This window comes from Streptomyces sp. SID3343 (assembly GCF_009865215.1).
Classification (GTDB): Bacteria; Actinomycetota; Actinomycetes; order Streptomycetales; family Streptomycetaceae; genus Embleya.
Genome location: NZ_WWJX01000520.1, coordinates 1 through 5,834, shown reverse-complemented (window position 1 = coordinate 5,834; position 5,834 = coordinate 1). Strand labels below are relative to the sequence as shown.

Genomic DNA, 5,834 nt, shown 5'->3' with positions numbered 1-5,834 from the left:
CCACCACACCGACACCACTCCCCCTCCCGAACCCAACTCGCGCCCCGCAATCACCACTCCACAGTGATTCACCCAATCGCAGACTCCGCGCCACTCAAGACACCAACCACCACCCACCACACCCCGCGACACCTGAGCGCACCCCACCACCCCCCGCTCACGACGCGAACGACCACCTCCACGCAGTCACCGAATGCCCACCTCGCAGCGACTCCCGCCCAACACAAACCCAGCCCCCGTCAACCACCCGGCCCGCCGAAGCCAGTGGCCACAACAACACCGCTCCCCTCAACCAACCCAACCGGCCGCCCACGACCCCCACTTCACAGTGACCCGCCCAACCCACGAACTCCACCCCACCTCAAGACACCAAGCACCAACCACCGCCCCCCACACCCGAGCGCGCCCATCGCACCCCGCTCACGACGAGAACGACCGCCCCCACGCAGTCACCGAAAGCCCACACCACAGCAACTCCCGCCCAATGCAAACCCAGCCCCCGTCAACCACCCGGCCCACCGAAGCCAGTGGCCACACAACCCGCCCCACCACAACAACACCGCTCCCCCTCAACCAACCCAACCCGCCTACCACGACCCCCACTTCACAGTGACCGCCCAACCCACGAACTCCGCACCACCTCAAAGCACCAACCGCCGCCCCACACCCGAGCGCGCCCATCGCACCTCGCTCACGACGAGAACGACCGCCCCCACGCAGTCACCGAAAGCCCACACCACAGCAACTCCCGCCCGCCCCACCGCAGCGACACCGCTGCAGCCGGCGACACCACTTCACAGTGACCCGCCCAACCCCACGCACGCCGCACCATCTCAAGGCGCCCGCCCCCACACCTGAGTGCAGCCCACCACACCCCGCTCACGACGCGAACGGCCGATCCCACGCAGTCGTCGAAAGCCCACGCCACGGCAACTCCCGCCCCACTCCGCCGATTGCCGAGCCCAAAACTCGCCCATCACCTGTCCTCACAACCCAAGCGGCCAATGGCACTGCCCCGCCCAGAGCGCCACCGCCCAAGGCGCACCCATCCGAACCATCCGGCCCCCAAGCCACCTCACCCACCGCGCATTCTCACCAGATCGCCCGCACAACACCGCGCGACCAGACCACCCCGCAGGGCCATGCGGCCCCGAACGGAGGCACGATGAAGAGAACCGCATACATCGCCGCGATCACGGTCCTCACTGCTGCCGGTGCGCTGTCCGGTTGCAGCGACGACAGTTCGGGCGGCGGCAAGGACCGCAAGATCACCTTCATCCAGGGTGTCAAGGGTGACGAGTTCTACATCTCGATGGCATGCGGGGCGCAGGACAAGGCCAAGGAACTCGGCGTAAAACTCGACGTGACCGGCGCCGACAAGTGGGATGCGTCCCAGCAGACGCCGGTCGTCAACGCGGTCGCCGCGAAAAACCCGGCCGCAGTACTGATCGCGCCCACCGATACCCAAGCCTTGCGGCAGCCCGAGCAGCAACTCAAATCGCGTGGCGCGAAGATCATCGAGGTCGACACCAAACTCGACGACGACTCGATCCGCGAGACGGCCATCTCCTCCGACAACGAGAAAGGCGGAGAACTCGCCGCGCAGACCCTCGCCCGACTCGTGCAAGAGAAGGGCAAGGTCGTCGCGATCAGCGTCAAGCCCGGCGTCTCGACAACAGACATGCGGCTCAAGGGCTTCGAGACCGAAATCAAGAAGCACCCGGGAATCACCTACTTGGGCGTTCAATACAACGACGACGATCCGGCCAAGGCGGCGTCCATCGTCACGTCCACCCTCGCCTCGAACCGCGACCTCGCGGGCGTGTTCGCCGCCAACGTCTTCAGCGGCGAGGGTGCGGCCACCGGCATCGAGCAGGCCGGCAAGAGTGGCGCGCTCAAACTGATCGCCTTCGACGCCACCCCCAAGCAGGTCGAATCCCTGCGCAAGGGCTCCATCCAGGGCCTGATCGCGCAAAAGCCCTACGACATCGGCGCCCAAGGCGTCCAACACGCCGTCGACGTCCTGGACAAGAAGAAGATCCCCAAGTCGATCTCCACCGACCTCGTCGCGGTCACAAAGGACAACGTCGACCAGCCGGACGTCGCCAAGTACCTGTACCGCGGCGCCTGCTGACATGTTCGGGCCGCATGGCCGCGGCGGGTCGAGGTGCGGTTGCGCCTTTGGCAGTTGGGTTGGGCTTCCCGCGTTGCGTCCGCGTGACGGGCTGCGCTTTTACCGCGACCGGCCTCGCGGCCATGGCGGGTGGTGTCACCGGGCCGGGCCACCGGGCTGCGGTTGCGCCTTTGGCGACACGGGTTGGGTTCCCACCCGCACCACCCGTTACGTCCGCGTGACGGGCTGCGGTTCTACCGCGACCGGGTGACGTTGTCCGGCCCCGCGGCCATGGCCGGCGGCGTTACCAGGCCGGGACGCCGGGCCGCGGTTGCGCCTTTGGCGACACGGGTTGGGTTCCCACCCGCACCACCCGTTACGTCCGCGTGACGGGCTGCGGTTCTACCGCGACCGGGTGACGTTGTCCGGCCCCGCGGCCATGGCCGGCGGTGTCACCGGGCCGGACCGCCGGGCCGCGGTTGCGCCTTTGGCGACACGGTTGGGTTTCCACCCGCACCACGTTGCGTCCGTGTGATGGGCTGCGGTTTTCCGGCGCCGAGGGTGACGTGCTCCGGCCCTGCGGCCACCGCCTTGGCTCGCTTGGCTTCGGCCTGAGGTGCTGGGAACGCGTGATCGGCGCGCGCGCAGCCGTGTGGACCATGCCTCGCCGGTGAGCGGGCGGGAAGCTCCCGTTCGGCTACATGGCGGCTCCCATGCCCGCCGGGCACGGCGCCGGCGTGGCCCTGGTCCCGGACCCCGAAGCGGTCATGCTTTTGACCTGCTTCATCCGGGGCATCCTCGCCGGCGAGTCGGCGTCCGCCGTTGCCGCGAAGCTCAACGCCGCAGGCACCTTGACGTGGCGCGACTACATCTCCCGGAAGCTCGGCAAACCGCTCGGCGGGAAGTCACCCAAGCCCCGGCAAGGCGAAAAAGGCCGGGTATTCACCCGGTGGACGACCGCTGAAGTCCGGCGGCAAATCCTCGGGCGCCCGATGTTCGTGTCGCCGCACGCCCCGGCGGATGTGGTGTGTACGGGGGTGAGTCGGGGCGACATGCCGACCATCATTCGCAGTGGAGCGGTGCTGGACGCCGACAAGTCCGTGTAGTTCACGAGTGACCGTGTCACCGTGAAGAGCATGAAGGGCACGAAGGGCACGATGCGTATCGGGTTCGCATTCCCGGTCGAAGCGGCGCACGTCTGCATTCAGAAACAACCAAGTAACCACAATGGGCCTCGGGTTCACGACACTCCCCGGCCCGGGATTAAGCCCCCATGCCGCCTCGAAGGCCCCGCCCCCTTACCCGTTTACCGGTTGTCCTGAGTCGACCCGGCTGGCACGGTACCCGGCACAAAGCGGGCTGCTGGTCCCGGGACTCGGGGTGGCTACTGCTTCCTGGTGAAGCTGCCGGAGCGGGCCTCGGTGAGGAGGCCGAGCTTGACGAGGGGTTTCGGCTTGGCGCGGGTGCTTTCGACGTTCTCGGCAGTGGTTCGTGGTCGAGGGCTTCGCAGACATCACGGGCCCGGAACGCGTCGGTGGCTTCGTTGAACACGGTGAGGACACGGTGAGGACACGGGGTGGTCCGGGTGTTCGGGCAGGTCGGGCAGGTCGGGCGAGGTCGACTGCGTGGGTGCAGTTCGGTGAGCTGTGCGCGGAGGTCGTCGGCCAAGGCCCGGGCGGAGTCCTCCCGGAGATCGAGCGCATCGAGCGGGGAGCGGATGTTCACGCGGCCGCCGCGCGGGTCGCGCCGGGTGGAGGTCGCTGTGCCGGTGAGCCGGCCGACCATGACGTGGGTCATCGCCCACTGGACGCGGAACGCCGAGGAGGTCGGCCGGTGCCCGTAGTCGCGGACCAGGCGCCGGTGCGGTATCAGGATCCCGAAGGTCTGCTCGACCTTCCACCGCTTCGGCTGCGGAACGAACCCCCTTGCCCTGCGGATCGTGTGCGACAACCTCGACATCGATGCCGAGCCCGGCGCCGTGCGGGACAACCCGGTTCTTGAAGCCCTGATCGACCAGTGCCTTGCGGACGGTGCCGCCGGCGTACTCGGCGACCCGGTCCGACAGGACGATGCCCGCAGCGTCGTCGTGTGTGTTCGCGGCGAGGAACGTGACGGCGACGACCAGGCCCGATACGTCCGCGGCCGGTCCCCGCTTGCGGCCCGACACCCGCTTCGCGGGGTCCTTGCCCGTCGTGGAGGCGGGGACCCCGGCGGCCGCGTGGACACTCTGCGTGTCCAGCACCACCAGGGTCGGGTCCTCTGATCGGCGGGCCCTCTCCCTCGCCCGGCAGCGCAGGAGTTCGTGGACGACCCGGTCGGTCCCGTCGTCCCGCCACGCGGCGAAGCAGTAGTACGTCGCGCTCTTCTGCGGCAGGCCGTACGGGAGGTAGTCCCACTGGCAGCCGGTCCGGCCCTGGTAGAGGATCGCGTTCACGATCTCCCGCATTGCGTAGGCACCCTGATGGCCGCTCACCGGACGGTGCCGATCCTTCCGGGCAGTGATCACCGGCTCGATCAACGACCACTGCTCGTCCGATAGGTCACTCGGGTACGGCTTGCGCTCACTCACCTGATCACATCAACAGATCAGCGACTGCCGACCGCCGGATTCCGCCCCACCACCACACCATCAGCACACCATCAGGTGACAGCAGAAACACTCAAAGACTCACGAACCGTCCTCCGAGAGACCCGCGCCGGGACGTGGTGCTTGGCTATCCCAAGTCCCCTTCGGAGCGCTCGTCGAGCGTCATGAGGGCTTGGGGCTCGTACAGGTAGTGCAGTGGCGTGATCACACCTGTGACATTGAGCTTTGGGACAGGTCCTGCGGTGTATGCACCGACAGCAATGCCCTCGTTGTCGACGACGGTCAGAACGGCCGGAATGTGTGTCCCGCCACTTGCGACGATCACGGACCGACCTTCTTGGTACTCGATCGACAGTGTGCCGATGTCCTCGGGCTTGACGTCCGTTGCCGGCACCACGTTCGGTTGCGTGGCGGCCGGGAGGCGCATCGGAGCCGGGCCCTTGGAGTTGGGCACCGCTTGTTCGTCAGACATGTTGGAAAGCCCCTCCCTGGCCGACCGCTTGCCGAACCAGCGGTGTTCTTCCCGTCCGCCGACAGGCACACACCCACTCGTTTGGAGGCGCCCCCATGCCGTAAATACTCCGCTCCCTAGCTTCGTGTGCCGACCTCGGACGACCGGTACGCGTCGCTCGGGTGGAAACGGTTGCGGCGTGCGTTCATCTATGCGAATCCGTGGTGTGTGTGCTCTGTGTTCGGGCTGCGACGGTCGTCGACCACTTCCCTTACTGCCGGCGGCAGTTGCTCGACGAAAGCGTGACCGATCCGGACTCGCCCAAGCGTCTGCAGGGTAGGGAGGCAGGTAGGTAGGGAGGGAAGGGAGCCGGACAGGCACATGTCGTCATCCGGTAGTCCGCGACAGTGTCCCGTTCGGCCGCGCGCGCCAAAGCTGCCGACGAGGTGTGGCGCGGAGGTCCCCGCAGGCACGCTCCTCTTCCTGGAGGAACCGCGTGCACCACGGACCGTCCTGCGGGCTGGCCGTCGGTCGGTTGCGGGTGCAGTTGAGTCGGATCCCACGGCGGATCATCACCGCAACGATCCGGCCGTCGCCCAGGGGTCGGCTGCTTCGGTGAGGTCTCACGACTTTGCCCGACACAGCCCACTCGCCCGGCCCGCCCGATCCCCCCGGCCCGCCTG

General features: G+C 67.7%; 3 protein-coding genes and 1 pseudogene. 2 read left to right on the top strand and 2 right to left on the bottom strand.

The features are described from left to right. Nucleotides 1-1,165: 1,165 nt before the first annotated feature. Together GT354_RS16390 and GT354_RS16385 are read left to right on the top strand one after the other, a co-directional pair. A complete protein-coding gene (locus tag GT354_RS16390; RefSeq protein WP_161357049.1) occupies nucleotides 1,166-2,134 on the top strand; it encodes an ABC transporter substrate-binding protein in 969 nt (322 codons plus the stop codon). A gap of 680 nt (nucleotides 2,135-2,814) precedes the next feature. Continuing rightward, entirely contained in the window at nucleotides 2,815-3,219 is a 405-nt protein-coding gene (locus GT354_RS16385; RefSeq protein ID WP_161357048.1) for a hypothetical protein, read from the top strand. A 658-nt stretch (nucleotides 3,220-3,877) separates the two neighbouring features. On the opposite strand, the pseudogene GT354_RS16375 reads toward GT354_RS16385, so the two are convergent. Beyond that, nucleotides 3,878-4,682: pseudogene (locus GT354_RS16375) on the bottom strand (IS5 family transposase); the annotation flags it as partial. Between the two features lie 145 nt (nucleotides 4,683-4,827). Next, nucleotides 4,828-5,241: a hypothetical protein gene (locus tag GT354_RS16370; RefSeq protein WP_161357047.1), complete on the bottom strand. Its 414-nt coding sequence runs from the start codon at nucleotides 5,239-5,241 to the stop codon at nucleotides 4,828-4,830. Between the last annotated feature and the right edge of the window lie 593 nt (nucleotides 5,242-5,834).

Bases quoted from the DNA above. Each gene is read 5' to 3' on its own strand.
- GT354_RS16385 (WP_161357048.1), top strand. From the start codon at position 2,815: ATGGCGGCTCCCATGCCCGCCGGGCACGGCGCCGGCGTGGCCCTGGTC.
- GT354_RS16390 (WP_161357049.1), top strand. From the start codon at position 1,166: ATGAAGAGAACCGCATACATCGCCGCGATCACGGTCCTCACTGCTGCC.